The organism is Geobacillus sp. ZGt-1, assembly GCF_001026865.1.
In the GTDB taxonomy this organism is placed as follows: Bacteria; Bacillota; Bacilli; order Bacillales; family Anoxybacillaceae; genus Geobacillus; species Geobacillus thermoleovorans.
Window position 1 is genome coordinate 133,839 of the sequence record NZ_LDPD01000018.1, and the last position, 4,563, is coordinate 138,401.

Genomic DNA, 4,563 nt, shown 5'->3' on the forward strand with positions numbered 1-4,563 from the left:
TAGGTGGGAGAGCGTTCAATAAACCACCAACTCTCTAGAAGAAAGACGGAAAGAACAACCCTGAACGGCAAACAAAACGCGCCTGCCTTCCCGGATCGCGAAAGCAGGCGCCGTTTAGCGGCGGGTGGCTGACGGTGGACGAATACGAATTTGTCGTACCGATGACGGGAAAAGGAGTATTCAAAGGGCTCTCCATTGTTCAAAAAACCAACCTGTTCCAATTCCAACACCGGATCGTCGGGTGCGCACTGCAAGTACTGGCGATCAAGCTCATTCGGCTTATCCGCGCGGATCTTTCGGTGCGACCCTGCAATCGTTAAGCCGAGTTCGTGAGTGATGTAACGATAAATCGAGCCATGAAGCACCGTTTCGTTGAGCCCCGGGATCAAATGGACGGGCATATACGTCCGTTCAATGACGTACGGTTCGCCATCCACATTGCGCAGCCGGATTAAGTGGTACACCGGTGTGTTCGCGTCGATGCACAAATGAGCAGCCACCTCATCAGATGGAAACAGCACTTCAAACGTGATAATATGGCTTGTCACCTTTCGACCTTTCAATAAACTCGTCAAGCCGAGCGTTTCGTTGCTGACGACGTTCACCAATCCATCAAGCATGGCGGATTTTACAATAAACGTGCCATGGCCGCGCTTTCGATACAACAGCCCTTCGGACACAAGCAGATCAAGCGCCCGTTTCACGGTCATCCGGCTGCAGCCAAACTCCTCAGCGAGCGAGATTTCATCAGGAATCGGCTCGTCTAGGGAATACACTCCCTCTTTAATTCGTCTGCGTATTTCGTTAGAAATTTGCTCATATTTTGGCATCGTTTTCATCCCTCGTCATTGTCCTATTTTCATTGTACGAACAATCATCTGTTTGCACAATAGCCAATGCGGCTTTCTCCTTCACTGCTTTTGCGTTGCCGCTCCGTCCTCCCAACCGACAAAAAGCGCCCCGCTGCCCGGGACGCCTTGCTTTCCGTTTAAAATCCGTTGTTTTCTGCCAACGATTTAAACCAATAACCACTTTTTTTAATGGTTCGTTTCAAACCGTTCTCCAAGTCGACTGCCACGAGCCCATACCGATTTTTATAGGCATTGGTCCACGACCAATTGTCCATAAACGTCCAAATATGGTAACCTTTAACATTTGTTCCTTCTTCAATCGCGCGATGCACCCATTTTAAATGCTCTTGAATGAATTCAATCCGGTAGTCATCGTGAATCATGCCGCTTTCATCACGGAACCGTTCTTCTCCTTCAACACCCATCCCGTTTTCAGAAATAAAGCACTCAATGTTTCCATATTTTTCTTTTATATTAATTAAAATATCATAAATACCTTTTTCATAAATTTCCCAACCGCGATACGGATTCATTTTCCGCCCCGGCATGGCATAGTAATCGAAAAACCGTTCAGGCAAAAACGGGGCGTCCGGATTTGGCATATTTTCTTTTGCCTTGACGCGGCGCGGTTGATAGTAGTTGATGCCGAGCAAATCAATCGTGTTTTCTTTGATCAGCTCGCGATCACCGGCTTCCGTTACAGGCAAAAATCCATGTTCATCCAACAGTTCAATCAAATCTTGCGGGTATTCTCCTTTCACCGCAGGATCTAGGAAGCTCCTGTTAAACAACAAATCGGCAATATGCGCCGCTTTCACATCAGCAGGGTGCTGGCTGCGCGGATAAGACGGCGTTAAATTCAAAATAATGCCGATCTTTCCATCCGGTATCGCCGCCCTGCGGAAGGCGGCAACCGCTTTGGCATGAGCAATCATCGTATGGTAAGCCACTTGTACAGCGCGGCGGAAGTCTACGATGTTGGGGTAATGAAAATCATATAAATACCCGCCTTCCACCGGAACGATCGGTTCATTGTGGGTAAACCATTTTTTTACCCGATCCCCGAACAAATCAAAACAAATGCTGGCGTAGCGGGTATATGCATCCACGACTTCGCGGCTTTCCCAACCTCCGATATTTTGCATTGCTAACGGCATATCAAAATGATACAAATTCACAAATGGCTCGATCCCACTCGCCAATAGTTCATCAATGACTGCATTGTAAAACCGCACGGCTTCCGGATTGACCTCACCGACTCCATCTGGAATCAAGCGTGACCACGAAATCGAAAACCGGAATGAATTATGCCCGATCTCCTTCATCAAAGCAATATCCTCTTTGTAGCGGTGATAAAAATCTGATGTGGTTGACGGACCGACACCGTTAAAAAAGCGATGTGGCTCCTTCTCATACCAATGATCCCAAATGTTCTTCCCTTTCCCCCCTTCGTTTGCCGCTCCTTCGATTTGCGTCGCTGATGTCGCACTTCCCCACCAAAATCCAGCAGGAAAGCGATACGTGATTGGTTGCTTTGATCGTTGTTCCATCGTGATTCACCTCATTTGCTGTATCGTTATGATGCACTTTTCGCANCGTCTTGCCCCTCTTCCCGCTCTTTTTGCAAGTTCATCCGGTCAATGAACTTTAAGAATGGAAACCAAATGACAAGCACAATCAGGAAATTGACCACTTGCAGCAATCCGCCGGCCAGCGAGTTCGTCGCCATAATGCCGTTGATGAAAATCGGCACCGTCCACGGCACCGCTACGCCGTTAGGCGGCGGTACAAGGCCTGAGGACATCGCCAAATAGGTCACCAACGTGACGACCATCGGTGCCAAAATCCACGGGACGATGACGAGCGGATTCATCACGACCGGCAAACCGAAAATAATCGGTTCATTGACGTTAAAGATTCCGGGTCCGAGCCCGAGCTTAGCCACCTGCTTCATTTGCTTGCTCTTCATAAAGAGCAAGATGGCGAAAATGACAGCGAGCGTCATTCCCGTTCCGCCCATGCCGACCGTGTAAATTTCAATAAACTGTTTGCTGACGACATGCGGAACTTCCCCCGTTTTTGTATACGCATTTAAGTTTTCGAGCGACAGTGTGTTCCAAATCGGATCCATCACCGAGTTAATGATGATTTGCCCATGCAATCCGAAAAACCACAAAATTTGCGTGACAAAAATCGCGATCAGCGTTGGAATAATGCCGCTTCCCAGCCCGACAAGCGGTGCTTGCACTGCATTGTAAATGACATCATGCATGTTTGTCTTAAAAATTTGTGTTACAATGATATTAACGACGAGGAAGAAGGTCAGGGTGACCACCGCCGGAATCAACGCCGCAAACGACTTCGCAACCGCCGGCGGCACCCCGGCCGGCATTTTGATTGTAATATTTTTTTGCACAACCTTCCGGTAAATTTCACCAGCAGTAAATGCGGTAATCATGCCAAGAAACATCCCTTTCGCTCCTAGGCGGTCGAGCGGGATGACTCCTTGCACAGCCTCTTTCCCCTCAACCTGCAAAACGAATGGCGTCAACAAGAGAAAAGAAGCTAACGCGATCGCACCGCCAAAAACCCCTTCGACTTCATAACTTTTCGATAAATAGTAACCAATGCCGAATACAACAAAAATCGTCATCACGCCCATCGTTGCATTTGGAGCAACGCCGAGCATCCCCTTGAATGTATTGAGGCTGTTTTCACTCATCACCTTGTCCAAAAACGGCAAGTTGGCGATGACGACCGCGATCGAACCGAAAATCGTCAGCGGAAATGCTAACATAAACGCATCGCGCAACACTTGCAAATAACGGCTATTGTTCAACTTTCCTGCGATCGGAACGAGAACTTTGCTTAGTTTTTCGAATAATGCTTGGTTCATGTCGCCATCCTCCCTTTACACGTTTCGTTCCTTCAACAGCGCAAGCATTTCTTTTACAATTTCTTTCATTGCCAGCGTTGACATGACATGGTCTTCCGCATGCATAAGAAGCAACGTAAGATTTGTTTCTTCTCCACCCGCTTCTTTTTGAATGAGCTGAAAATGAACATCATGGGCGATGCTTAAGTCTTGCTCTGCTTCTTGAATCAGCCGCTCCGCTTCTCCGACCTGTCCGTTCCGGTATTCACGGATGGCTTGGACGATTTTGCTGCGGGCATTGCCGCTATGCAAAATCAACTGGAAAGCGACTTGTTCATTGGTGAGTTGATTGACATCGATTTTTTCCATCTTACTTGTCCCCCATCAATTTCAATGCCTGCTCATACACTTTTTTGCCATCCGCCATCCCATAAGCCACCATGTCAATGACATCGACTGGAATGCCGTATTTTTGCGCTTCTTTTTGCAATTCCTCTTTCAAAAAGCTCATTTGTGGGCCAATAAGAATGACATCGGCTTGGGCCATCTCTTTTTTCGCCTGATCTTGGCCGACCGCCCAAATCTCTGCCTCCTCACCGACGGATTTTGCATACTCCTGCATTTTCGTCACTAGCAAGCTTGTCGACATGCCAGAACTGCACGCCAATAAAATCCGTTTCATGATTCATTCCTCCTCTTTTCATTGAGTAAAATAAATGATATCGTTTTCAATTTAAATTATATACATTTATTTTTATTTGTCTAGTCATTTAATAAAAAAGATTAATATTTTTAAAATCAACCTTTTAATCCTGCAAATCGAGTAGGAGAGGGTGA

Annotated in this window: 3 protein-coding genes and 2 pseudogenes; all 5 read right to left on the bottom strand. The window is 46.9% G+C overall.

Annotation, left to right across the window (positions count from 1 at the left end; translation table 11 throughout):
• Nucleotides 1-137: 137 nt before the first annotated feature.
• Nucleotides 138-830: pseudogene (locus VU18_RS08035) on the bottom strand (GntR family transcriptional regulator); the annotation flags it as partial.
• A 158-nt stretch (nt 831-988) separates the two neighbouring features.
• Nucleotides 989-2,401, bottom strand: coding sequence for a glycoside hydrolase family 1 protein (locus VU18_RS08040; protein WP_021321474.1), 1,413 nt, complete (start codon nt 2,399-2,401; stop codon nt 989-991).
• A 46-nt stretch (nt 2,402-2,447) separates the two neighbouring features.
• Nucleotides 2,448-3,747 (bottom strand): annotated as a pseudogene (celB, locus tag VU18_RS08045) (PTS cellobiose transporter subunit IIC); the annotation flags it as partial.
• 15 nt (nt 3,748-3,762) lie between these two features.
• Nucleotides 3,763-4,095, bottom strand: a complete 333-nt coding sequence (locus VU18_RS08050) for a PTS lactose/cellobiose transporter subunit IIA (RefSeq protein WP_020279317.1) — start codon at nt 4,093-4,095, stop codon at nt 3,763-3,765.
• A 1-nt stretch (nt 4,096) separates the two neighbouring features.
• Nucleotides 4,097-4,408, bottom strand: a complete 312-nt coding sequence (locus tag VU18_RS08055; protein ID WP_011231349.1) for a PTS sugar transporter subunit IIB — start codon at nt 4,406-4,408, stop codon at nt 4,097-4,099.
• Between the last annotated feature and the right edge of the window lie 155 nt (nt 4,409-4,563).